22 protein-coding genes and 1 pseudogene are annotated in these 21562 nt (G+C 61.2%); 7 read left to right on the plus strand and 16 right to left on the minus strand.

Features of this window, described 5'->3' with window-relative positions:
- Positions 1 to 63: 63 nt before the first annotated feature.
- The 4 genes from LOY67_RS27015 to LOY67_RS27030 form a co-directional block, all read right to left on the minus strand.
- Positions 64 to 723 (minus strand): DUF4276 family protein, encoded by a 660-nt coding sequence (locus LOY67_RS27015; protein WP_265065184.1) that lies wholly within the window; start codon positions 721 to 723, stop codon positions 64 to 66.
- A complete protein-coding gene (locus LOY67_RS27020) occupies positions 720 to 1820 on the minus strand; it encodes an AAA family ATPase (RefSeq protein ID WP_265065185.1) in 1101 nt (366 codons plus the stop codon). Before LOY67_RS27020 ends, LOY67_RS27015 begins: the two co-directional genes overlap by 4 nt.
- Positions 1821 to 1954: 134 nt before the next feature.
- A complete protein-coding gene (locus tag LOY67_RS27025; protein WP_265065186.1) occupies positions 1955 to 2536 on the minus strand; it encodes a mechanosensitive ion channel family protein in 582 nt (193 codons plus the stop codon).
- On the minus strand, positions 2536 to 4446 hold the full coding sequence (locus LOY67_RS27030; RefSeq protein ID WP_265065187.1) for an ATP-binding cassette domain-containing protein: 1911 nt from the start codon (positions 4444 to 4446) through the stop codon (positions 2536 to 2538). Before LOY67_RS27030 ends, LOY67_RS27025 begins: the two co-directional genes overlap by 1 nt.
- 50 nt (positions 4447 to 4496) lie before the next feature.
- Between LOY67_RS27030 and LOY67_RS27035 the strand changes: the two genes are divergently transcribed.
- Complete coding sequence (locus LOY67_RS27035) at positions 4497 to 4961, plus strand: TIGR02444 family protein (RefSeq protein WP_265065188.1); 465 nt, start codon at positions 4497 to 4499, stop codon at positions 4959 to 4961.
- On the opposite strand, the gene LOY67_RS27040 is transcribed toward LOY67_RS27035, so the two are convergent.
- Positions 4958 to 6115, minus strand: coding sequence for an AlgP family protein (locus LOY67_RS27040; RefSeq protein WP_265065189.1), 1158 nt, complete (start codon positions 6113 to 6115; stop codon positions 4958 to 4960). The two genes, LOY67_RS27035 and LOY67_RS27040, sit on opposite strands and share 4 nt — an antisense overlap.
- A gap of 191 nt (positions 6116 to 6306) precedes the next feature.
- Between LOY67_RS27040 and LOY67_RS27045 the strand changes: the two genes are divergently transcribed.
- Positions 6307 to 6972, plus strand: coding sequence for an FKBP-type peptidyl-prolyl cis-trans isomerase (locus tag LOY67_RS27045; RefSeq protein WP_265065190.1), 666 nt, complete (start codon positions 6307 to 6309; stop codon positions 6970 to 6972).
- A 56-nt stretch (positions 6973 to 7028) separates the two neighbouring features.
- Here the strand turns inward: LOY67_RS27045 and LOY67_RS27050 are convergent, their stop codons facing one another.
- From LOY67_RS27050 to LOY67_RS27080, 7 genes and pseudogenes are all read right to left on the minus strand, one after another.
- On the minus strand, positions 7029 to 7487 hold the full coding sequence (locus tag LOY67_RS27050; protein ID WP_041022643.1) for an Rsd/AlgQ family anti-sigma factor: 459 nt from the start codon (positions 7485 to 7487) through the stop codon (positions 7029 to 7031).
- 175 nt (positions 7488 to 7662) lie between these two features.
- Entirely contained in the window at positions 7663 to 8205 is a 543-nt protein-coding gene (locus LOY67_RS27055) for a disulfide bond formation protein B (protein ID WP_265065191.1), read from the minus strand.
- A 241-nt stretch (positions 8206 to 8446) separates the two neighbouring features.
- Positions 8447 to 9694, minus strand: a complete 1248-nt coding sequence (locus tag LOY67_RS27060) for a heme biosynthesis HemY N-terminal domain-containing protein (protein ID WP_265065192.1) — start codon at positions 9692 to 9694, stop codon at positions 8447 to 8449.
- Positions 9691 to 10821: a uroporphyrinogen-III C-methyltransferase gene (locus tag LOY67_RS27065; RefSeq protein ID WP_265067834.1), complete on the minus strand. Its 1131-nt coding sequence runs from the start codon at positions 10819 to 10821 to the stop codon at positions 9691 to 9693. Before LOY67_RS27065 ends, LOY67_RS27060 begins: the two co-directional genes overlap by 4 nt.
- A gap of 36 nt (positions 10822 to 10857) precedes the next feature.
- Positions 10858 to 11601 (minus strand): annotated as a pseudogene (locus tag LOY67_RS27070) (uroporphyrinogen-III synthase); the annotation flags it as partial.
- Positions 11601 to 12542, minus strand: coding sequence for a hydroxymethylbilane synthase (hemC, locus tag LOY67_RS27075; protein WP_265065193.1), 942 nt, complete (start codon positions 12540 to 12542; stop codon positions 11601 to 11603). The gene hemC and the pseudogene LOY67_RS27070, both read right to left, overlap by 1 nt.
- A 139-nt stretch (positions 12543 to 12681) precedes the next feature.
- A complete protein-coding gene (locus LOY67_RS27080; protein ID WP_265065194.1) occupies positions 12682 to 13428 on the minus strand; it encodes a LytR/AlgR family response regulator transcription factor in 747 nt (248 codons plus the stop codon).
- A gap of 458 nt (positions 13429 to 13886) precedes the next feature.
- Between LOY67_RS27080 and argH the strand changes: the two genes are divergently transcribed.
- Positions 13887 to 15281: an argininosuccinate lyase gene (gene argH / locus LOY67_RS27090; protein ID WP_134926354.1), complete on the plus strand. Its 1395-nt coding sequence runs from the start codon at positions 13887 to 13889 to the stop codon at positions 15279 to 15281.
- Between the two features lie 128 nt (positions 15282 to 15409).
- Here argH and LOY67_RS27095 read toward each other — a convergent pair whose 3' ends face one another.
- Positions 15410 to 16069 carry a glutathione S-transferase family protein gene (locus tag LOY67_RS27095; protein WP_265065195.1) on the minus strand — a complete coding sequence of 220 codons (660 nt, stop codon included), beginning with the start codon at positions 16067 to 16069 and terminating at the stop codon, positions 15410 to 15412.
- Positions 16070 to 16193: 124 nt separating this feature from the next.
- On the opposite strand from LOY67_RS27095, the gene LOY67_RS27100 reads away from it, so the two are divergent.
- From LOY67_RS27100 to LOY67_RS27110, 3 genes are all read left to right on the plus strand, one after another.
- On the plus strand, positions 16194 to 16478 hold the full coding sequence (locus LOY67_RS27100) for a hypothetical protein (protein ID WP_265065196.1): 285 nt from the start codon (positions 16194 to 16196) through the stop codon (positions 16476 to 16478).
- 279 nt (positions 16479 to 16757) lie between these two features.
- Complete coding sequence (locus LOY67_RS27105; protein ID WP_265065197.1) at positions 16758 to 17003, plus strand: TIGR02647 family protein; 246 nt, start codon at positions 16758 to 16760, stop codon at positions 17001 to 17003.
- 175 nt (positions 17004 to 17178) lie between these two features.
- The gene (locus LOY67_RS27110; RefSeq protein WP_265065198.1) at positions 17179 to 20022 is read left to right on the plus strand and encodes a class I adenylate cyclase; all 2844 of its coding nucleotides are present in this window, start codon (positions 17179 to 17181) and stop codon (positions 20020 to 20022) included.
- A gap of 5 nt (positions 20023 to 20027) precedes the next feature.
- On the opposite strand, the gene rnk is transcribed toward LOY67_RS27110, so the two are convergent.
- The 3 genes from rnk to cyaY form a co-directional block, all read right to left on the minus strand.
- Complete coding sequence (gene rnk / locus LOY67_RS27115; protein ID WP_265065199.1) at positions 20028 to 20438, minus strand: nucleoside diphosphate kinase regulator; 411 nt, start codon at positions 20436 to 20438, stop codon at positions 20028 to 20030.
- A gap of 205 nt (positions 20439 to 20643) precedes the next feature.
- Positions 20644 to 20859 (minus strand): DUF1289 domain-containing protein, encoded by a 216-nt coding sequence (locus LOY67_RS27120; protein ID WP_265065200.1) that lies wholly within the window; start codon positions 20857 to 20859, stop codon positions 20644 to 20646.
- A gap of 4 nt (positions 20860 to 20863) precedes the next feature.
- Positions 20864 to 21196, minus strand: a complete 333-nt coding sequence (gene cyaY / locus LOY67_RS27125) for an iron donor protein CyaY (protein ID WP_265065201.1) — start codon at positions 21194 to 21196, stop codon at positions 20864 to 20866.
- Positions 21197 to 21380: 184 nt separating this feature from the next.
- On the opposite strand from cyaY, the gene lptM reads away from it, so the two are divergent.
- Positions 21381 to 21554 carry an LPS translocon maturation chaperone LptM gene (gene lptM, locus LOY67_RS27130; protein WP_214999771.1) on the plus strand — a complete coding sequence of 58 codons (174 nt, stop codon included), beginning with the start codon at positions 21381 to 21383 and terminating at the stop codon, positions 21552 to 21554.
- The last annotated feature ends 8 nt before the right edge of the window (positions 21555 to 21562 follow it).

Here is a 21562-nt window from a genome sequence, read left to right on the forward strand (position 1 = left end):
CCTCGGCTCGGATTCGTCGAAACGACTACGCTAATGCGACTATCGGGTAAACGCCACGAATTTTTACGTCGTCGCCAAAGCGTCAAGCTTGAACAGCCATTCATGAAAATGAGGGCAACTCAGACGCATGGCATCCAACCCAATCTCACAAGCGATCAAAGGCCCGTGAAATGTTTTCTGATATTCAGGCATCGCCTTGGAGATACGCTTGGAAGGGGCAGTCTGTGGACTGTTGTTGATGTCTTCCGGTGTCTGATAGGTATCAGCGATCGTTTTGAGGGCAGGTACGACCTTTGAGTCATCCGTCCATTCTGCAAACTTTTCAGTACCTGCGAAGAGAAGTGTTTCAAACTCGTGCACCATCAAGTTGGGAATGAAGTTCTTCTCTCCAACATCGATCGCCAACTGAGCTTCCAGAAAACAAGCCTTTTGATGCCCTGTACCCGCAATCGGAAAATCGGCTGATGCCAAGCCGGGGAAATCACCGGGCAACGCGTAGAGATCAAACATCGTGGTGACCTGCGCAGCATGATGCTCCCGGCACAAACGAACCACCTGATGCCTGACTTTTCCATAACTGACGACGCCCCCCTTGTTGCCGGGGCTCGTACTGATGATGATCGGCGTGAGAAAAACACCAAGCGCCCAATAATGAGGAGCCAGCAGCTCATTGACGAAGGCCTCTTCCGTTTGCCCTTCTACAAGAAGAACGACTCGACTCATCGGCTCGGTCTCCCGCCCAATATGTTCTTCTTCCAGAGTTCACCAAGACTGAACTCTTCCAGCCAGGCGCCCAGAGCAGCTGTATCCAACCGTTTGAAAGTCGAGGCACCGCCGACCTTGTCTACCACGATCAAATCTTCAGCGTCGAACTGATCAACAAGCTCTACTGACTGCGTCGAAATAATGAGCTGGTGTTTCTGAGAGACCGACTTCATCAGGCCGCCCAGCGCAACGATGGCAAAGGGGTGCAGCCCCAGTTCCGGCTCATCAATCAGAATGGCTGAGGGCATGAACTCCTCAGGCTGCAGCAACACACTTGCCAGGCAGATGAAGCGTAAGGTGCCATCCGACAGAGCGGCTGCGGTAAAAGGGGTGTCCTGGCCGACTTCAGTCCATTCAAGCTGTATCTTTTCCTTGTTATCAACCGTTGGACGCAGATGAAAGTCACCGAAGAACGGAGCCACCATCTGAATGGCCTTCACGATGCGCTTGTAGTGCGTCTCGTTGTGGTTCTTCAAGCGATATAAAAATGCTGCCAGGTTTCGCGCATCATCGCGCAGATACTCATTATCGTTGATGCCATGGATTTGCTTTACAAGGGCACTGGAGCCCGTGTCATGGAAATGATAGATACGCCAACTTCTGATAGCCGGAACAACATGCCTGTAGATCTGCGTCTTGGATTTTTGCTCAGCAGCGTATGACTCAAAATGGCCGGATCTGGCACGCCAGTCGCCACTGACGTTCCACCAGAGTGCCTCATGGGTGAACATCATGCGGTTATCTTGAGTAGGCTTGAGCTTGAATTTATAACCGTTATTGCCGAAGTACAGTTCCGCACAAAGCTCTTCGGTCCTTTTTCGACCGAAATGAAGCAAGGCATCAGGACCTCCGGCGGCCCCCACCGAGAGTTGTAGCTGCTCATCCAGGATGCGACTTATCAAGCGAAAGAAACCAATGAAATTGGATTTCCCTGCGCCATTCGCACCGATGAGCACATTCAGCTTGCCCAGTTCGATGTCGCATTCGGCGATGGACTTGTAACCCTTGAGGGTCAGCCTCGATAGCTGATCCGAATCGTAAACTTTCTTAACCATCTTAGCCTCCCGATACGGCGCATTCGACGAGAAAATCGGTCAGTACCTGCCTGAACAGTACCGGTATCGCACACCGGCGCAGCTTGAAATTTGTTTCAGACACTGACGAAAGAGGGTAGCTGTATCGAGGCAGTCTACTCGACGAACCCACCCACCGGAAAAGCCTCGCTGCCGCGCCAACGCCGTACCGAACGCTGGAAGAACAAGCTGTTAGGCACCTGCACCATGGAGCTGCCGGTGCCGAGTTCCTCGGGCTCGATCAAAGTGGTGTAGAGCAGGTTGATCGCTACCACCCGCCCCTTGATGCCGGGCTTGTCGGTGGTATCCACCAGTTCGACCACATCACCCAGGCGAAACGGTCCGACGGTGTAGATCAGGACCGCGCACAGCAGGTTCGACAGCACGCTCCACATGGCAAAGAACGCCACCGCCGCCACCGCGACGAAGCCTGAAATCGCGGTCCACAATACCGTGGCCGAAACACCCAGGCGCTCGAGTACCACCAGCACCGCGCTGCCCATGATCAGCCAGCGCAACACGCCGCGCAGGACGATCAGCAGGTGCGGCGGAAACGGGTAGCGCTCACCGAGCCCTGTGAGCGCACGCGCCACGAGACGCTGCATGACATAACCGGCCAACAGGATCAGCAGGACTTGCACACCGAGCCAGAGCGGTTCGATCCACATGACCGGGATGGGCAAGGTCAACGCTTCCATCAGGACAGCGCCTCCAGCTCCGCTTGCAGGGTTTCCAGCAGTTCCAGGGCTTGCATCCACGCCTCCTCAAGCTCCGCTTCCCGAACCTTCAACCGGGCCTGTTCGGCCAGCAGATCACGCAGTTCATCCTTGCGCGCTGCCTCGTAGAGACCACTGTCCCCGAGGCTGGTTTCGACTTTCTGCAATTTTTCATGCAGCTTGCCCAGTTCGGATTCGAGCTTGTCGGCTTCGCGCTTATGCGGCGCCAACTGCTGACGCAGGGCTGCGGCGGCCTGGCGCTGGGCTTTTTTGTCGGTCTTGTCCGGGTTCACTGGCGTGGTGCTGACCGGCGCATTGCGCTGACGGTAGTCCACCAGCCAACGCGCGTAGTCTTCGAGATCGCCATCGAACTCCTCGACCTTGCCGTCGGCCACCAGGAAGAAATTATCCGTGGTGCTCTTGAGCAGATGCCGATCGTGAGAGACCACCAGCACCGCGCCACTGAACTCCTGCAAGGCCATGGTGAGGGCCAGGCGCATTTCCAGGTCGAGGTGGTTGGTCGGTTCGTCGAGCAGCAGCAGGTTAGGCCGCTCCCAGGCGATCAAGGCCAGCGCCAGGCGCGCCTTCTCGCCGCCGGAGAAATTCAGCACCGGTTCGTCGATGCGCGCACCGCGGAAGTCAAAACCGCCGAGGAAATCTCGCAGGGTCTGCTCGCGCTCGGTCGGCGCCAGGCGCTGCAAATGCAACAACGGGCTGGCCTTGGCATCGAGGGAGTCTAGCTGATGCTGGGCGAAGTAGCCGACCACGGTGTTCTCGCCACGGGTCAGGCGCCCGGCCAGGGGCTGGAGTTCACCGGAGAGGTTCTTGATCAGGGTCGACTTACCGGCACCGTTGGGCCCCAGCAGACCGATCCGCGCACCCGGCGTCAGTTGCAGCTTGACCTTCTCCAGCACGGTCTTGTCGCCATAGCCCAGTCGCGCGTCGGACAGGTCGATCAATGGGCTGGAGATCTTGCTCGACTCGCGGAAGACGAAATCGAACGGCGAATCGACGTGGGCCGCGGACAGCTCCTCCATCCGTTCCAGCGCCTTGATCCGGCTCTGGGCCTGACGGGCCTTGGTGGCCTGGGCCTTGAAGCGGGCGATGTAGCTTTCCATGTGCGCCCGCTGCGCCTGCTGCTTCTCGTAGGCCTGCTGTTGCTGGGCCAGGCGCTCGGCACGGGCGCGTTCGAAAGCCGTATAGCCGCCGCGATACAGGACGAGCTTGCGCTGGTCGACATGGGCCACGTGATCCACCACGGCGTCGAGGAAATCACGGTCGTGGGAAATCAGCAGCAGCGTGCCCGGGTAGCTCTTGAGCCAGTCCTCGAGCCAGATGATGGCGTCGAGGTCCAAGTGGTTGGTCGGCTCGTCGAGCAGCAGCAGATCCGAAGGACACATCAGGGCCTGCGCCAGGTTCAGGCGCATCCGCCAGCCGCCGGAAAAATCTCCGACCTGACGGTCCATCTGTTCGTTGGTAAACCCCAGGCCGGCGAGCAACTTGCGGGCGCGGGCATCGGCGGTATAGCCGTCGGCGCTATCGAGTTCCGAATGCAACCGGGCCAGGGCGGCGCCGTCATGGGCCGCTTCGGCGACAGCCAGGTCGCGTTGAACCTGACGCAGGCGTATATCGCCATCGAGCACGTAGTCCACGGCCAGGCGTTCGAGGGTATCGACCTCCTGGCGCATATGGGCAATACGCCAATCAGCGGGCAGCGAGCAATCACCGGAGTCCGGGTGAAGCTCACCCCGCAACAAGGCGAACAGGCTCGATTTGCCGGCGCCGTTGGCGCCGATGAGGCCAGCTTTGTGGCCGGCGTGCAGGGTCAGCTCGGCGTCTTCTAGCAGACGTTGCGGGCCACGCTGTAAAGTCAGGTTCTGAAGTCGGATCATAATGGCGGCGGAGTCTACCAGCTTCGCTCGCAACTGGCGCGAGTAGCACGATGTCCCCTGACCTGTGGAATTTCTCCCTCGACCTCTACGCCCGGCCTGGCGTGGAGCAAAGCTGCCTGACGTTGCAGGAGGCCGGCGCCAGCGTCTGCCTGCTGCTTTGCGGGCTGTGGCTGGAACAGCGCGGCGTGGCCTGCGATGAACATAGGCTGCAACAGCTTCGGCAGTTGGCAGAGCCTTGGGACAAAGAGGTGGTCCAGCCATTACGGACGCTTCGCAGCCAATGGAAGGCGAGCGCCCTTCAGGACACGGAGCTTGCTCACCTGCGCAAGCAGGTCAAGAAACTGGAGCTGCAAGCCGAACGGTGTTTGCTGGAGCGATTGGAGGCGGTGGCTGCACATTGGCCTGGGGGCCAACAGAAAGAATCAGCGCAATGGCTGCAAGGGCTGGCGGCGAGTGCCGGACCAGCGAACCACGACGCGCTGCATCAGCTGCGCGTCGCGGTGTCCGGCACTTAGGAAGCGCTGGTTGGGGTGCTGGTGCTCGGCGCAACGGAGGCGGATGGGCTGACCGTCGAAGCCTGCGTGCTGGCGGCTGGAGCTGGGGTCGCTGCCGGAGTCGATGATGCAGGCTTGGCCGCCGGCGCAGTCGCAGGTTTGGCAGCGGCTGGCTTTTTCACAGCGGGTTTGGCTGCTGGCTTGGCAGCGGGTTTGGCCGCAGCAGGTTTGGCTGCTGGTTTTACAGCGGCAGGTTTGGCAGCGGCAGGCTTCGCGGCAGCTGGCTTGGCGGCGGATCTGGCTGCTGCCGGTTTGGCAGCGGGTTTAGCCGCAGCCTTGGCAGGCGCTTTGGCGGCTGGCTTGGCGGCAGCAGTCTTGGCCGCAGCCGGTTTGGCAGCAGCCGTTTTTGTCGCCGTTGGTTTGGCAGCTGGCTTCGCGGCAACAGCTTTTGCAGGTGCTTTGACAGCAGGTTTAGCCGCAGCGGTTTTCGTCGCGGCGGGTTTGGCAGCGACTGCTTTTTTAGCGGCCGGTTTGACAGCAGCTTTCGCAGCAGGCTTGGCGGCGGCTGTTTTTGCAACAGGCTTGGCAGCCGCTTTTACAGCCGGTTTTTTGGCCGCTGGTTTGGCAGCGCTGGCAGCGACCGGTTTAGCCGCTGGCTTGCTCGCCGCTTTGGCCGGTGCTTTCGCGGCTGGCTTGGCAGCTGCTTTGGCCGGTGCTTTTGCAGCAACGGGTTTAGCAACCGGTTTCCTGGCCGATACAGGAGCAGGCTTGGCAGCACGAAGCGTCAGCGCCTTGCCGGCAGCCTCTTGCACGCGGCCAACACCCTGGGCCAGCTTCAGGCTTTCCTGGGCATCACGCTTGAGTTGCAGGATGTAGGCGCGGGTTTCGGACTGACGATCCTTCAAGGCATCGAGCAGGTCTTCGAGTTCTTTCACGACGTCCTTGGCCTTGGCTTGTGCCTTGGCCTTGCCGGCAGTGGCTGCGTCTTGCAGTTTGGTGCGTGACTTGTGCAGTTTTTCCTGCGCCTTGCCGCGTTGTTTTTCCAGTTTGGCGAGCAATTTTTCAGCATCAGCCAGGGCTTGGGAGCAGGCATTTTCCAAATGCTCGAGCAAGCTGCCCGAGAGTTGTTGGAGCAAGTGCAACGGAGTGTTTACAGGCTTCTTGGGGGCCGACATGGTTTACCTCCTGACTGACGTGAGTGCGGCTCATACTAGACCTCTGCTGCAACCGCCGCTAGGGCATGTTGACAGTACACAAGACGTTGCGTTGCAAGAGACAAAAAATCTTCTGCGCCATTGCCGGAGCAATCTCACTTCGCAGCAATCGGCGCTGGCATAATTCCTCCATTCGAGCCCGGAGAGCACCCATGTCGCGTCACCTGTTTTTCCTCCTGTGCATGGTTTGCTCCATGGTCCAGGCCGTTGAAAAAACCAGCGCCAACGATGCCCACGACCTGGCCTACAGCCTGGGCGCGAGCCTGGGTGAACGCTTGCGCCAGGACGTGCCCGACCTGCAGATCCAGGCGTTGGTGGAAGGTCTGCAACAGGCCTACCTGGGCAAACCGCTGGCGCTCAAGGATGAACGCATCGAGCAGATCCTGGCCAAGCATCAGGCACAGCTGACCGCGCAATCGACGACACCGCAGATTGAAGTGGCGCTGAAGACGGAGCAGAAATTTCTCGACGAGGAAAAAACCCGGCCAGGCGTAAAACAATTGGAAGACGGCATCCTGCTGACTGAACTCAAGCCAGGCCATGGCGCGAAAGCCGGTCCCCATGGCAAGGTCCAGGTGCTGTATACCGGTCGGCTGCCCGACGGCACCGTGTTCGACGCCAACCGCCAGGCGCAGTGGTTCAGCCTCGACAGCGTGATCGATGGCTGGCGCAGCGCGTTGCCGCAAATGCCGGTGGGCGCGAAATGGCGACTGGTGATTCCTTCGACCCAGGCCTATGGCGCCGAAGGTGCCGGGGATGTGATTCCACCGTTCACGCCACTGGTATTCGAAATCGAATTGCTGGGTGCGACGAGCTGACATGACTCAAACGAAAAACGGTGCGCAATGCGCACCGTTTTTTTACAGCGAAACCATCAAGCCTGGACCGCCGCCTCTTCCTTATGGGCGTTGTGCAGCACTTCGATCAGGCAGTCCTCCAGCTCGAAGCGCTCGTGCAGCAGACCACCAAGTTCCTTGAATTTTTCCGCTACGCATTTGCCTTCATCGCACAGGTCGTTGAATGCCAGCAGCTTTTCGGTGATAACGTCGATGCGCGGGTAGATCTGTTCGGCAAGCTCCAGGCCACGCTTGTCGTTGAAGGCCTTGGCCTCGCCGGTGAGTTGCTCGTAGATCTCGAAATGCCCGGCAGAGACATAGTCCACCAGCACACCGCAGAATTCCTGCAACGGCTTACGGCTTTCACCCAACGCCTCAGGCTTGTCACCGAGAGCATCATAGGCCCGAACCAGTTCGTGACGCTCCTGCAACCAGCGGTCGATCAGCAGATGCACCCCACCCCAGCGTTCCTGAGCATTCTGACAACTTTCGAGCATGGCGATTTCTTCCCTTGTGAGTCATGCCCCTCGCAGCCTGCATACACCTTGATGATTCATGGCAAGCCGGACACAACATGATCGAGCGGCATAATTCCAATGATACGTGCGGGCCAGATTATGCCCGCACGACAGCCGCTTCAAGGTACGCAGGCGACAAAGTTCATACAAGTGTTTAATCCGCGACCCGGACGAATTGCGACGTCTTGTCGCTCAGCGGTCGGATCAGAGCCTTCCAGACAAGGCGAAGCAGCAGGGAGGCCATCGCAATCGACACAGCGAGAAAAAACAGCAGGCTCCATTCGGGGATGCTCAGGTCGAACAGCGTCCAGGTGACGCCCGCACAGTCGACCGCACCGTCAAGGACACGCTGCATGGCGCTCCACCATGAACTCACGCCCTTCATCTGGGCCAGGCAATCGGGCAGAGGCTCGAGCGAATGGCTTTGCACCAGGACCTGACGCCAGGCCAGGGCCATTCCGCCCGACACAAAAACCAATCCCGTCACCCCGTAGAGGATGCTGCCCTTTCGACCCGGACCATGCATGCAGGCCACGAGGCCGTTCACCAGGAACAGCACCAGGCACATACGCTGCAAAACACACAGGCTGCAAGGCGTCAGACCGACTGCGTACTCCAGATAGCTGGCGATGCCCAAAGCCAGGGCCGCGGCGGTGGAAGCCATGAAAAACAAGAAGCGAGAGCAAGCCAAAGACATGGCGGTTCCGTAACAGAAGAGACAAGCAGTTACGGTAGAGGAAAGCCCTCGGGCCTTTCAAGGCAGGCCCGCGCAGACACTTCACCAGGGGTGTAGGGAATTCCCGACAGGGACGAGGGGATTCAGCGCAATCCCCTGTAGGACTTTCCCGACTGCATCATTTGAGCCCTGAATCGGGCAGTGATCAGCGGCCGTCACTCTGGCAAAGCCAACTCGAACCGCCGAGCGCTGTAAGTATTGCTTAGCTGGACAGCGCCTGTGCCGGCACCGGCAGCGGCGCCGCAAGCAAGCGTTCGTCCAGCAGCCCCAGGCCCTCCTGGAACAGCTGGTTGCTGCGCTCGGCATCGCCCAGTTGCGCCAGCAATCTCGCCAGTTCGGCACAGGCTTCAGGATTGCGCTGGATCCGCAGACTGCCTTCCAGATAATCCCGCGCCTTGCCCCACAGGCTGTTCTGCAGACACAGGCGACCCAACGTCAACAGCAGGCTGGAATCGTCCGAATGATCCTTGAGCCAGCCTTCGGCCGCTTGCAGCTGTCGAGCCGGATCGTTGCCGCGGACCAACCCGTACAGACGTGCCAGATGACTGTCATAGTGACGCTTGAGCGCGGTGCGCAACACTTCCTCGGCCTCGCCCTGCGCACCCAGCTGTCGCAATTGCTCGGCATAGGCCAGCACCAGCGCCGGCTCCTGACGCTGCGCAGAAGTCAGCTGTTGCCAGGCGCGGTTGAGCGATTGCAAACCGACGCTGCCGTCTTCTTCACGGTGGGCCGCCAGGGAGAGATTTTCACCCCAGGCCCGGCGTTCCAGCTCAGCCAGCTCCGTCGCCGGCAGGACCTTGTCCTTGCGCAGTTCCGGCAACAGGCGGATCACCGCCGACCAGTCGCCGCGCTGCTGATGCAGCCGTTGCAACTGACGCAGCACCTGGACGTTATGGGGATGACGATCATGCATGGCTTGCAGCGTGACCAGGGCGCCGTCGGTGTCGCCACGGTCCATCTGCAACTGTGCGTGGCTCAGCGCAATGGCCAGCTCGGCCTGGGGCTGACGTTCCAGGGCGCGCTCCAGCAGGTTATCGCTCTGCTCGTAAAGACCTTGCTCATTGGCCGCGCGGGCCGCGCCGAGGTAATACAGCAACGGCTGGCGCTCGGCTTCGGCGGCGCGATGCAAATGCCGCTGCGCACTGGCCCAGCGCCCTTCGGCAAGGTCCAGCTGACCGTGCTCGATCGCCACTTGCACGCGCCGGCTGCGATTGCGCCGCGACCACGGGTTGACCACGCCGCTGGAGGCGGTCACCAGGCCGATCAAGGCGCGCAGGCCTCGCCACAACAGCCAGAGCACGGCCACCAGCGCCAGGGTGACCCACAGGCCGGCTTCGTAGCGGAAGTTCTTGTACGCCACCAGCACGTAACCCGAATGCTCGGAAATCGCCACGCCCAACAGGGCGGCGGCAGCGATGACCACGAACAGAATCACGTAGAGACGCTTCATGGCGTGGCCCCCTGCTCAGCAGGCTTGGCCAGCGGCTTGACCGACTCCTCGGCATTCAGGTTACGACGCTCCAGGTAGGCCTGGACGCTGCTCAGGGTGGCGGTCAGGTCCGGCGTGACCACGGTCACCGGCTCGTTGGCCAGTTCAGCCACTCGCTCGAGCATGACTTTGCTCTGCGGGTTGTCCTGGTTGAAGTTGTTCTTCAACACGTCACGGGCTTCGACCAGCGCCTGGGTATACACCGGCGCCTGCCCGTTGAGGGCGGCCCACTGCGCCTGCTCCAGCGCCAGGCTCAAGGCCAGGCGCACCTGCATCAGGCTTTGCCCGGCCAGGAGAGGACGGACGTTCTCGTCGGCATTGAAATCGATGCGGATATAGCGCGAGATCTGATCCCACCACTGCGCCCAGCGACTGGCACCATCGCCATCGGCCGTCAGGCCCAGCAGGGACTCGCCACGATCCTTGTATTCGGGCGCCAGCTCCGAGAGTTGCAGCACTTGCTCACGCAGGGCTCCCAATTGCAGGAACAGCCCGGTGCGATCCGGCTGCTCGGTGCTGCGCAACGCCGCGAGGGTCTTGGCCAATTGTTCGCGGGCCGCGAACGAGCCCGGGTCGTTCTGTTCCCGCAGGATTTCATCGGCGCCCTGGACCAGGGCCTGGGCACTGCTGATGTCTTGCAGGGCGGAAAGGCGCAGGCTGGCAAGGCGCAACAGATGCTCGGCCTCGGCCAACCGCCAGTCCTTGCGGCTGGCACCGAGTACGGTTTCCAGACGCTGGCTCAGGTGTTGCTGGTCGCCTTGCAACTGGGCGACCTGACGGCGTCGCTCCTCCAGCTCTTCGGCCGCCGGCATCTGCGCGAGGCGCTCGCTGAGGCGTTGCTCATTGAGCTTGAGATTCTGGGCCTGATCATTCAGGGCCTGGACCTGGGCAGACTGTTGCTGGTTGCTGGCCTGCAGGTGACGCACCTGCCAGACGCCCCAGCCGCCAACGGCCACGCCGGCGGCCCCCAGCAGCAATGCAACAATGGCCAACCCGTTACCGCGACGCGGCGCCACCGGTGCCGGCGTTTCCACCGGAGCATCGATCACAGGTCGGTCTTGATCTTTTGGCAAGGCTGTTTCGCTCACGTATCCATCCTTTGCATTAGAAAACGGCACGGATTGTTCCCGTAACGCCGCCAGCAAAGCCGCGGCACTGGCGCCACGACAATCCACAACTGATCGGGCCCCGGCGGCACGCGCCATCTCGGCAACCCTTGGGCTTGGAACAAACAACGGCAACCGCGCCAGATCTGGCCACGCGGCACCCGCCAGACGCTGCAGATGCTCGAAACTCTGCCCACTGCTGACCATCAGTGCGTTCAAGCGTTCCGCTTCGACCTTCGCCGACAATTCGCCTTCGCGATACTCCGGCAGGCCGCGTCGGTACAATTCCAGATAGTCGACCCTAGCACCTTGCTCGCGCAAGCGCTCTGCCAGCAAGCCACGGCCACCCTCGCCACGCACGATCAGAACCTGGGGGTCGGGCCGGGCCAGAGCCTGACGCAACGCCGGGAGTTCCAGCAAGGCTTCGCTATCGTCGCCACCGTCCGGATAAAACACGGTGAGGCTCGCGTCGGCCAGGATCTGCCCGGTGGCCGCACCCACGCTGAACCAGGGCTGTTCCGGCGGCTCGGGCCAATATTCGCGCAGTAGCGCCAGGCACAGCCGGGCGGCCGGCTTGCTGACGACAATCACGGCGCAGTACTGGTCGAGCCGCTGAAGCATCGCTCGACCGGAATCGGTCACGGGAATCGGTTCGATATCCAGCAACGGCAGGCTGCTGCTGAATACGCCGGCTTCGGCCAGGACAACCGCCAGGGCCGACGACTCGTCCTGCGGCCGGGTCAACAGCAACCGCCAGCCCATCACGCGTGGCCAGCCTCGCCGTAGACCTTCTTGAGAATGGCGCCGGCGCCCTGGCTCAGCAGGTCTTCGGCAACCCGCACCCCCAGCGCCTCGGCATCGCCACGGGGCGCCCGGGCTTCGGAGCTGAGCAACGTGCCGCCGTCCGGATCACCCACCAGGCCACGCAACCAGACCTGTTCGCCTTCCAGCACGGCATAGCAGGCAATCGGCACCTGGCAGCCGCCGTTGAGGTGTTTGTTGAGGGCACGCTCGGCGAAAACCCGGGTGGCGGTGTCTTCGTGGTGCAGAGGGGCCAGCAGCGCGTGGATCTCGCTATCGGCGCTGCGGCATTCGATGCCTACCGCGCCTTGCCCGCCGGCCGGCAGGCTGTCGTCGACGCTGATGGCCGAGGTGATGCGGTCCTCGAAGCCCAGGCGGATCAGGCCGGCGGCGGCAAGGATGATGGCGTCGTATTCGCCGGCATCGAGCTTGGCCAGGCGGGTGTTGACGTTGCCGCGCAGGAAGCGGATTTGCAGGTCCGGACGACGGGTCAGCAGTTGCGCCTGGCGACGCAGGCTGGACGTGCCGACCACGCTCCCGGCCGGCAGCGCGTCAAGGCTGGCAAAGGTGTTGGAAACGAACGCATCGCGTGGGTCTTCCCGCTCGCAGATGCAAAACAGACCCAGGCCTTCGGGGAAGTCCATGGGCACGTCTTTCATCGAATGCACGGCGATGTCGGCTTCGTTGTCCAGCAGCGCGGTTTCCAGTTCCTTGACGAACAGGCCCTTGCCACCGATTTTCGACAGCGGCGAGTCCAGCAGCTTGTCACCGCGACTGACCATGGGCACCAGCGTCACGATCAGGCCGGGATGGGTGGCCTCCAGACGGGCTTTGACGTATTCGGCCTGCCAGAGGGCCAGGGCACTTTTACGGGTGGCGATGCGGATCTCGCGAGGGGACATGGATCAATCCGTACTGAAAAGATACGGCGGATAATAACAGCTCAGCCAAATCCGCTTTGACTTGAATCACGACCCCAAGGCCTCCCTGGCCGTCAATGTCCTGGAAAATGGAATGTCTCGAACGTCCTGCAACCGCGGGCTAAAGCTGCTGCATCATCTTGCGCACGCCGGCCACGTGCCGTCGGCTGACGATCAACGCATCGCCATTGAGGCCTTTGAGAAACAGTTGAAAATGCCCAAGGGGCGTGCGTTGCAGGCGCTCGATGCGCTCGCGGGCCACCAGGGCATTGCGGTGGATGCGCACGAATCGCTCGCCGAACTCGTCCTCGAGGGCCTTGAGGGGCTCGTCCAGCAGCACCTCGCCACTCTCATGGCGCAAGGTCACGTATTTATGGTCGGCAATGAAGTAGACCACCTGGTTCAACGGGATCAGTTCGATGCCCTTGCGGGTTCGCGCACTGATGTGGCTGCGCGGGCCGCTGCCACTTTCCGCTGCCGGACGAGTCAGCGCCGCCAGTTGCACGCGGTTGGGCCGCTCGGCCTTGCGCAAGGCGTCAAGCAACGTCTCGGAGGCCACCGGCTTGAGCAGATAGCCTACACCACCGCCCTGCAACACCTCGGGCGGAAAGTCATCCCGGGTGGTACAGAACACCACGGCGGGGGGCGACTCTCGTTCGCACAGCTTCGCCGCCACCTGCAGACCGTCCAGGCCAGGCATGCGAATGTCGAGCAGCACGATATCCGGCTTGTGGCTGTCGATAAGGGCCAACGCCTCTTCGCCATTGGTGGCGCTCGGCTCCAGGACACTGTAACCCTCGAGTTCGCCGACCATTCGGCTCAGGCGCTCGCGGGCCAGTGGTTCGTCATCAACGATCAGGACATTCATATTGCGCTGGATTCCTGCGTGAGTCTCGCACAAGGATAGCGTAGACAGGGGAAGTGACATCCGTCACCGCGATCCACGCTAAGACTCGCTCGAGGGCCAAAAAGTGCCGCGAGGCGGTTGTCTATCTTTACCAGCGCTTGCCGACCGATGCCCGAGGCCCGTTGTCGCACGGCGTCGCCGTAGGGATTGTTCATTTTCGGTCCGATCAAATTGAGCCCCCCTGGTTGATTCGCCCCATGCGCCATGATGGAAAAGCAAAACTCCTATCGTCCACTGTAGACGGTTGCCACGACGATATTGCTCAATCGGAAAATATCGTTGTGCAGAAACCTGCCTGAGTGCCCGGGGCATGCGCAAAAAACCTGCCGACCAGTGCCAGCGCCAGCCCCGGCAACCCTGCTATCATCCGCCGCAGCCTTTAACCGCTACTTTTTCCACAGCCGATCACGAGCGAATTCATGAGCACTGACAAGACCAATCAGTCCTGGGGCGGCCGCTTCAGTGAACCCGTCGACGCCTTCGTCGCCCGCTTCACCGCCTCCGTCAACTTCGACCAGCGCCTGTATCGCCACGACATCATGGGTTCGATCGCCCACGCCACCATGCTGGCCAAGGTCGGCGTGCTGACCGATGCCGAGCGCGACAGCATCATCGATGGCCTGAAGACCATCCAGGCTGAAATCGAGGCCGGCCAGTTCGACTGGCGTGTCGACCTTGAAGACGTGCACATGAACATCGAAGCACGCCTGACCGACCGCATCGGCGTGACCGGCAAGAAACTGCACACCGGCCGCAGCCGCAACGACCAGGTCGCCACCGACATCCGCCTGTGGCTGCGCGATGAAATCGACCTGATCCTGGCCGAAATCACCCGCCTGCAAAAAGGCCTGCTGGAACAGGCCGAGCGCGAAGCCGAAAGCATCATGCCCGGCTTCACCCACCTGCAGACCGCGCAACCGGTGACCTTCGGGCATCACATGCTGGCCTGGTTCGAAATGCTCAGCCGCGACTACGAGCGCCTGGTCGATTGCCGCAAGCGCACCAACCGCATGCCCCTGGGCAGCGCCGCCCTGGCCGGTACCACCTACCCGATCGATCGCGAGTACACCGCCCAACTGCTGGGCTTCGACGCCGTGGGCGGCAACTCGCTGGATAACGTCTCGGACCGCGATTTCGCCATCGAATTCTGCGCCGCCGCGAGCATCGCGATGATGCACCTGTCGCGCTTCTCCGAAGAGCTGGTGCTGTGGACCAGCGCGCAGTTCCAGTTCATCGACCTGCCGGATCGCTTCTGCACCGGCAGCTCGATCATGCCGCAAAAGAAAAACCCCGACGTGCCGGAGCTGGTACGGGGCAAGAGCGGCCGGGTGTTCGGCGCGCTGATGGGCCTGCTGACCCTAATGAAAGGCCAACCGCTGGCCTACAACAAGGACAACCAGGAGGACAAGGAGCCGCTGTTCGACGCCGCTGACACCCTGCGCGACTCACTACGCGCCTTCGCCGACATGATCCCGGCCATCAAGCCCAAGCATGCGGTGATGCGCGAAGCGGCCCTGCGTGGTTTCTCCACGGCAACAGACCTGGCCGATTACCTGGTGCGCCGTGGCCTGCCGTTCCGCGATTGCCACGAAATCGTCGGCCACGCCGTGAAGTACGGCGTGGACAGTGGCAAGGATCTGGCGGAGATGAGCCTGGACGAACTGCGCCAGTTCAGCGACCAGATCGAGCAGGACGTGTTTGCGGTGCTGACCCTGGAAGGCTCGGTCAACGCCCGTGACCATATCGGCGGTACCGCGCCGGCGCAGGTCAAGGCTGCCGTGGTGCGTGGCCAGGCGCTGCTTGCCAGCCGCTAAGAGCTAAAAGCATCGCGAGCAGGCTCGCTCCCACAAGGGATCTCTGTTGTTCACAAGTCTGTGTTCACTGAGATCCCCCTGTGGGAGCGAGCCTACTCGCGAAAGCAGTCTTCAGAACCGCACCAATCTCACTTCTTGGCGGCGATCATCGCCAAAAATGCCGGCATCCCTGCTTCCCTATCCTCTGCAATCCGCTGCACATGCGGATTCTCCCCCAACCGCTGCATCAGCGCCTTGGCTGCCGGCATGTCTGCGAACAGGTCGATATCGAACAACTTCTTGCCCACCTGTAAGGCTGGCGAAACACCGTAGAGAAAATACAGATCGGCAATGCTCAAGCTGTCGCCCGCGACAAAGGGAGCAAATTTGCCATGCCGACCGAGCGAGGCGAACCCCAGCAACAGTTCAGCCCTGGCCTTTTCCTTGATGGGCTCCGGTACCGACATGCCGAAAAATGCCTCGGCATAGCAGGCGCGCCCCGGCAGTTCGATGTACAGCTCGATCTCCCGGCACAGGGCCAGGACCTGGGCGCGTTCGAACGGGTCGGCGGGCAGCAGGGCTTTGCCGGGCTGGGTTTGCTCGATGTATTCGAGGATCACGCTGGTTTCGTTGATGAAGCCCCGGTCGGTTTTCAGCACCGGCACTTTGCCCCGCGGGCTGATGGCGAGTACTTCCGGGGTCTGGCTGCCAAAGAACGACACTTCTTCGAAGGGCACGCCCTTCTCCAGCAACGCCAGCTTGACCATGTTGTAGTAGTTACTGGCGCAGAAACCGTAGAGCTTGAGCATTGCAGATACCTCCGGACCGTGTGGGGTGGGCAGCCTTGCGTTATAGACTGCCAGGAGGTTTCTCGCCAGCCGCATCACGCCGCTGAATGCAGGTAAACTGGCGCCTTTCTCACAGGAGCCTGCCATGAGCGAGCCAACCGACATCGACAACGACGAAGAAGAATTCGTCGAGTCGACCCTGATCGAAGCCATCGAAAACCAGATCGAAAGCGACAATCCGCCTGCGGCCAAGGCCACCTTCAACAAACTGACCCTGGTCAATTACGAGCGCGAAGACATCCTGAACCTCATGGCCCACGTACTGGCCTATGAGATCGACGCGATGCTCGATGAAGACCGCCCGTTCAATACCCAATGGTACGAAGCGGCGCTGCGCAAGCTGCCCGAGTTGCCGCCGGAAAGGAACTGAACTTACGGTACGCGACTGCTCTTGTGGCGAGGGGATTTATCCCCGCTGGACTGCGCAGCAGGCCTAAAAAATCGGGCGGCGATAATTTCAAGGGTCGCTTCGCGACCCAACGGGGATAAATCCCCTCGCCACAGGGGACTTGCGTGGTCCCGCCATCGCAGAAGACATCGGCTCTACCACCCAAAACAAAAAAAGCCTGCCTCCGGCACTGGACAGCTCGGCCGAGTGCGCTCACCTTAGTGACGCTATCGACCATATTCTAGAAAGTCTGGAGTCCTTATGTCGCTTACCCCTGAGCTGGTTGCCGAACTGGAAATCCTTGCACTCTTCAACCTGGACAGTTCCCAGGAGGGTTTGAAAATCCATCAGACCGCTGCCCCAAAAGCTGTTGCCGCCGCCCAACGCCTGTATGAAAAAGAACTGATCACCCAACCCGACGGTGGTTACCTGACCAGCCTGGGTCGTGATGCCGCGCAAAACATACAAACCGTTCTGACGATACTCAGCGTTCAAGAAGCCGCCTGACTCCCTGTCGCCCACGGAAATCTGCTTCGCCGGATTTCCGCAGGCGTGGGCGTTTTGTGTGAAAAACCTGACACCCAAACCCTACTTTCGGCTTAAGAAATCCCCAGCCCGGACGCTAAACTGCCGTTACCCCCTGATTTCTCACGTTCGACGCCGCGAGCCGGTTTGAGCCGACATGACCCGCAATCACGAAATACGCCCCGATCTGGACGAGGGAATTGACCGTAAGGTCCTGAGTCAGCTGCGCGCACGTTTTCTCAAGCTCAACACCGTCCGGATGGATCGCGCCATGGAAGGCCTGTCGCCTCGCCAGCAAGGCGTGCTGACGCTGCTTCCGCTGTTTTTCCACGTCAACCATCCCCTGCTACCAGGCTACGTCTCCGGTAGCACACCGGCCGGGCTGTCGAACTACGAACCCGACGCCAGCGTCCTCGCCGATGCCCAGCGACTGACCCGCTCGTTCTCCTACAAGCCACGCCACGGTAGCAACCCGCCGCGACCGATCCTTGGCTTGTACCTGATGGGCAGCCTGGGCACGCTCGCCCAAGCGGATCAGAGCGACATGGATGTGTGGGTCTGCCACGGGCCGGACCTGAGCGACGACGAACTGGCCGAACTGCGCAAGAAATGCCAATTGCTCGAAGCCTGGGCGGCGACCCAGGGCGCCGAAGCCCACTTTTTCCTGATCGACCCGGCCCGGTTCGTGCGGGGTGAACGAGACAATCAACTCAGCTCCGACGATTGCGGCACGACCCAGCACTACTTGCTGCTGGACGAGTTCTACCGCACGGCGATCTGGCTGGCCGGTCGTACACCGATCTGGTGGCTGGTGCCGGTCTACGAGGAAGACAACTATGAGCAATACACCCATACGTTGCTTTCCAAGCGCTTCATCCGTGCCGATGAGACGCTGGACCTCGGGCACCTGGCCTACATCCCGCCGGGGGAGTTCATCGGCGCCGGCCTCTGGCAATTGTTCAAGGGCATAGAGTCGCCCTACAAGTCCGTGCTCAAGCTGCTGCTGACCGAGGTCTATGCCAGCGAACACCCCGATGTCCGCTGCCTGAGCCTGCGTTTCAAGCAGGCCGTGTTCGCCAATCACCTGGACCTGGAAGAGCTGGACCCGTACATGCTGGTCTACCGCCGCATCGAGGAATACCTCAACGCTCGCGGCGAACCCGAACGCCTGGAGTTGATCCGGCGCGCGCTGTACCTGAAGGTCAATCGCAAGCTCACCGGCCAGGGGCGCAGCAATGGCTGGCAGCGTACGCTGCTCGAACGCCTGGCCGGGGAGTGGGGCTGGGACCCGCGTCAACTGGCGCTGCTGGACAGCCGCAGCCAGTGGAAGGTGCGCCAGGTCAGCAACGAACGCCGGGCGCTGGTCAATGAACTGACCTACAGCTACCGCTTCCTGACCCAGTTCGCCCGCACCGAGAAAACCGTCAGCCTGATCAACAAGCGCGACCTCAACGTGCTTGGCCGACGGCTGTATGCAGCCTTCGAACGCAAGGCCGACAAGGTCGAGTTCATCAATCCCGGCATCGCCCCGGACCTGGCCGAGGACACCCTGACGCTGGTCCAGTCGCCCAACAAGAAAGAACCCGGGCAGAATCAGTGGGGCCTGTACAACGGCAGCCTCAACGCCCTGGAGTGGGAGAACTTCGCGCCGATCAAGCGCAGCCGCGAACTGCTGGAGCTGCTGACCTGGTGCCACCGCAACGGCGTGATCGACAGCAGCACGCGCCTGGCGCTGCACCCCGGCGACAGCGACTTGAGCGAGTTCGAACTGTTCAACCTGCTGGGCAGCCTGCAGCAGTCCATCGCCCTGCCCCTGGTCACAGTCGACGAAGAACAGCTGCTGCACGCCAGCGTGCCCAGTGAAGTGCTGATCCTGGTGAACGTCGGCGTCGACCCGCTCAAGCATCACCGCGACCTGAACATCCTGATGACCACCGAGCGCACCGACTCCCTGAGCTACGCCGGGGTCCGGGAAAACCTGGTGCTGACCCTCGACCAGGTCACGCTCAATAGCTGGAATGAAGTGCTGGTCAACCGTTTCGATGGCGAGCACGCGCTGCTCGACTGTCTGCGCGACTACCTCAACGACCTGCCCGCCACACAGCGCCAGCCGCGCTTGCAGGTGCGCTGTTTCTGCCACAACCGGGCGCAGTTCATTGCGCGGCGGGTCGAAGAGGTCATCGAAACGGCCCAGACCCTGCTGCTGAGCAGACTCAATCACCGCTACCTGCTGCAGGTGCAACAGCATTATCACGTACTCGAACTGGTGCCCGGCCAGGTCAGGCATGTGGCGCTGGGCAGCCTGTCGGCGTTGCTGGATTACCTGGGCGAAGAGCTGAGCGCCTACAGTCCGCTGCACCTGGACCCGATGGCCCTGGAAGACCATGACCTGGCGCTGATCCTGCCCATGGGCCAGCCGGAATGCATCCAGGTGTTCTACCGGGTCAATGAGGACGATGCCGAGCTGTATGTGCTCGATGAACTCAACGCCCTGTGGCAGCAACGCCTGCCTTATCACGACGAACACAGCCTGCTGGTGCCGCTGCAACGCTTCCTGCAATCGGTGCTGTACCGTCGGGACGCCTTGCTGTCGATGGACACCGACCAGCCCTTGAACCTGGAAACCCTGTACTACCAGCTCCTGCCCTCGGGCAACGGACGTGCACGCCGGGTCGACATGCGCCCAGCGCCGCAGACACCCGAGAACAAGCCGTTCTATGACGTGCAGGCCATCATTGGCAAGGCGACCCATGGCCAGGTCCACGTCACCCTGTATTGCAACCAGCAGGAGTTTTCGGAGCTGGAACATGGCGACCAACTGTTCCGTGTGGTCGCCAATGAGATCGTCGAACAGCGCCGCGATGCCGAACGCTATCGCTGCTATATCACCGACCTGGACCTCTCGGGCCTGCTGGGTGATAGCGCCTGCTCAAGCAATCTGTACCTGCGCTACAAGGCCGACCTGGAACGCGCCCTGAACGAGGTGCTGGCCCTGGTCTGAAGCCCTCAGAGGTGAAAGTCGCCACCCGCTTCGGGCTGGTATTCCACCGCCAGCAGCGTCAGCTTCAAGGTCTTGCCGCCCGGTGCCGGCCAATCGATGTGCTGGCCGACCTTCAGCCCCAGCAAGGCGCTGCCCACCGGCGCCAGGATCGAGACCTTGCCTTCGTCGGCATTCGCGTCCTGTGGATAAACCAGCGTCAGGTGATAGTCCTTGCCGCTGCCTTCCTCACGGCAATGCACCCGTGCGTTCATGGTCACGACATCGGCTGGCACTTGCTCGTGGCTCACCAGGGTCTCGGCGCGATCCAGCTCGGTTTGCAACGCAATCACGCCCGGCAGCGTTTCGTCGAGACTGTCGATCAGGCGCTCCAGACGCTGTACGTCCAGGCGGGTAAGGGTGATGGAAGGTGCGGTCATGATTCAGGCAGACTCCTTTCTTCTGCACGAAAAAAGCAAAACCCCGCCACAAAAAGACGGGGTTTTTCACGAGCCTCGATGAGTTGAGGCGTAGCCGGACACTATCAGTAGGAGCTGACGAGTGCAACGAGGCTGCGATCTTGTCTCAGACAATTGAATCGGGGATGAAAGATCAAGATCAAAAGATCGCAGCCTTCGGCAGCTCCTACAGGGCTTTGCGCCCCGCCGCCTCGGCACAGATCTCCCGCCGCCGCTCATCATCGGCCGAGCGCCATTCACGGATATCCTCCACATGGCGGAAACAGCCGAGGCAGACCTTCTGTTCGTCCAGCTTGCACACGCTGGTACACGGTGACGGCACGGCGGGACTGACATTGCTGTAAAGCGGCTTGGGGGGCCGCGCCGGGGCAGTCTGGCTCATGTTGTCACAGACCTTCGAACTCAAGTTCCACACCGGCCTGCTGCTTGACGATACGGTCGAGCATCTCGCCCAACTGCTCCTCGCTCTTGTCGCACATCCAGCGCTCGCTTTCCTCGTCGTAATCGAAGTGGAAACCACCGGATACCGCCGCCAGCCACAACTGTCGCAGCGGCTCCTGGCGACTGAAGATCAACTGGCTGCCGTTTTCGAACTTGACGGTAAGCACGCCGGCGGAGCTTTCCAGATCGATGTCCAGTTCGCTCTCATCGAAGATATCCTCCAGCATTTGCTGGGTGGTATCGACCAGATCGTGAAAACGGGCTTCAGTCAAACTCATTGCGGCAACCTCGAAAATGTCTGCTCATGCTCAAGCGCCGCAAGATACGGGCGCGGCCAGATGATTGCAAAGGATAACCCATCGGCGACCACCAGCCCCGCCGGACGGGAGCCCCGTTGCATAGGCAAGCCGCCGGGTGGCCGGTATACTCCGGCGCAATTAATGCATTTTCAAGGATTTCGCCATGAAGCGCCTGATCTCTTCCCTTGCTGCGCTCGTCGCGGTTGCCTGCCTTGTGACAGCCTGTGGTCAAAAAGGTCCGCTGTACCTGCCTGACGACAGCAAGTCCCCCGAAGAGCAGGCCAAGTCGTCGCAATCCAAGGCCCACGCGCACGACACCCACTCCACCACTTACTAAGGGAACGC

The sequence above is a fragment of the Pseudomonas sp. B21-056 genome, assembly GCF_026016325.1.
GTDB lineage: Bacteria > Pseudomonadota > Gammaproteobacteria > Pseudomonadales > Pseudomonadaceae > Aquipseudomonas.

Excerpts from the sequence above, each read along its gene's own strand:
- LOY67_RS27040 (WP_265065189.1), bottom strand. The coding sequence starts at position 6,115 with ATGTCGGCCCCCAAGAAGCCTGTAAACACTCCGTTGCACTTGCTCCAA.
- LOY67_RS27105 (WP_265065197.1), top strand. The coding sequence starts at position 16,758 with ATGTCGCTTACCCCTGAGCTGGTTGCCGAACTGGAAATCCTTGCACTC.
- LOY67_RS27035 (WP_265065188.1), top strand. The coding sequence starts at position 4,497 with ATGTCCCCTGACCTGTGGAATTTCTCCCTCGACCTCTACGCCCGGCCT.
- LOY67_RS27055 (WP_265065191.1), bottom strand. The coding sequence starts at position 8,205 with ATGTCTTTGGCTTGCTCTCGCTTCTTGTTTTTCATGGCTTCCACCGCC.
- LOY67_RS27050 (WP_041022643.1), bottom strand. The coding sequence starts at position 7,487 with ATGCTCGAAAGTTGTCAGAATGCTCAGGAACGCTGGGGTGGGGTGCAT.
- LOY67_RS27045 (WP_265065190.1), top strand. The coding sequence starts at position 6,307 with ATGTCGCGTCACCTGTTTTTCCTCCTGTGCATGGTTTGCTCCATGGTC.
- lptM (WP_214999771.1), top strand. The coding sequence starts at position 21,381 with ATGAAGCGCCTGATCTCTTCCCTTGCTGCGCTCGTCGCGGTTGCCTGC.
- rnk (WP_265065199.1), bottom strand. The coding sequence starts at position 20,438 with ATGACCGCACCTTCCATCACCCTTACCCGCCTGGACGTACAGCGTCTG.
- LOY67_RS27100 (WP_265065196.1), top strand. The coding sequence starts at position 16,194 with ATGAGCGAGCCAACCGACATCGACAACGACGAAGAAGAATTCGTCGAG.
- cyaY (WP_265065201.1), bottom strand. The coding sequence starts at position 21,196 with ATGAGTTTGACTGAAGCCCGTTTTCACGATCTGGTCGATACCACCCAG.
- LOY67_RS27110 (WP_265065198.1), top strand. The coding sequence starts at position 17,179 with ATGACCCGCAATCACGAAATACGCCCCGATCTGGACGAGGGAATTGAC.
- LOY67_RS27120 (WP_265065200.1), bottom strand. The coding sequence starts at position 20,859 with ATGAGCCAGACTGCCCCGGCGCGGCCCCCCAAGCCGCTTTACAGCAAT.
- hemC (WP_265065193.1), bottom strand. The coding sequence starts at position 12,542 with ATGTCCCCTCGCGAGATCCGCATCGCCACCCGTAAAAGTGCCCTGGCC.
- LOY67_RS27080 (WP_265065194.1), bottom strand. The coding sequence starts at position 13,428 with ATGAATGTCCTGATCGTTGATGACGAACCACTGGCCCGCGAGCGCCTG.
- LOY67_RS27015 (WP_265065184.1), bottom strand. The coding sequence starts at position 723 with ATGAGTCGAGTCGTTCTTCTTGTAGAAGGGCAAACGGAAGAGGCCTTC.
- LOY67_RS27030 (WP_265065187.1), bottom strand. The coding sequence starts at position 4,446 with ATGATCCGACTTCAGAACCTGACTTTACAGCGTGGCCCGCAACGTCTG.
- LOY67_RS27025 (WP_265065186.1), bottom strand. The coding sequence starts at position 2,536 with ATGGAAGCGTTGACCTTGCCCATCCCGGTCATGTGGATCGAACCGCTC.
- LOY67_RS27060 (WP_265065192.1), bottom strand. The coding sequence starts at position 9,694 with ATGAAGCGTCTCTACGTGATTCTGTTCGTGGTCATCGCTGCCGCCGCC.
- LOY67_RS27020 (WP_265065185.1), bottom strand. The coding sequence starts at position 1,820 with ATGGTTAAGAAAGTTTACGATTCGGATCAGCTATCGAGGCTGACCCTC.
- LOY67_RS27095 (WP_265065195.1), bottom strand. The coding sequence starts at position 16,069 with ATGCTCAAGCTCTACGGTTTCTGCGCCAGTAACTACTACAACATGGTC.
- argH (WP_134926354.1), top strand. The coding sequence starts at position 13,887 with ATGAGCACTGACAAGACCAATCAGTCCTGGGGCGGCCGCTTCAGTGAA.